General features: G+C 41.7%; 1 protein-coding gene. It reads left to right on the top strand.

Annotation, left to right across the window (positions count from 1 at the left end; all coding sequences use genetic code 11):
- Nucleotides 1-420: hypothetical protein (locus DYI42_RS24070; protein WP_213549655.1), on the top strand; the 420-nt coding region annotated here is incomplete at both ends.

The raw sequence follows: 420 nt of genomic DNA, 5'->3' as shown, positions 1-420 counted from the left end.
TTGGTGGACTAGAAACTGATGCGGAGGGAAAGCTTCTGGGTAAATACGGTGGCTTTCCACCCGTTGTAACCGAAGCAAGTTGTCTTGAGAGACCTGCTAACCATAGGTCGGATCTAGAAGATATGTTAAAGCTTGAAAATATAATGTGTTCCTCAAATACGGCTTTTGATGAAGAAACAATGAATGTTGGGAGTGATTGCGTTTTTCCAGGGTTTCAACTAGGTGAAACGACACAAGAGTCGATGCTATCATTTTGCGATCCTTTTCAATCTAGAAAGTTTTCTGAGAATTGTTTCGGTTCGAGAGTATCTGAAAGAAATGATGTTGAGTGTTTTTCGGCCAATCATCACTGCTTTGGTTCAGAAGAAAGGCATGCAGCGAAACTTAAGAAAGTCGACGACACTCCAGATTCGCAACTAC

Source organism: Vannielia litorea (genome assembly GCF_018424695.1).
Classification (GTDB): Bacteria; Pseudomonadota; Alphaproteobacteria; order Rhodobacterales; family Rhodobacteraceae; genus Vannielia; species Vannielia litorea_A.
The sequence above is the reverse complement of the archived record's forward strand: the minus strand, read 5'-3'. Positions and strand labels throughout refer to the sequence as shown.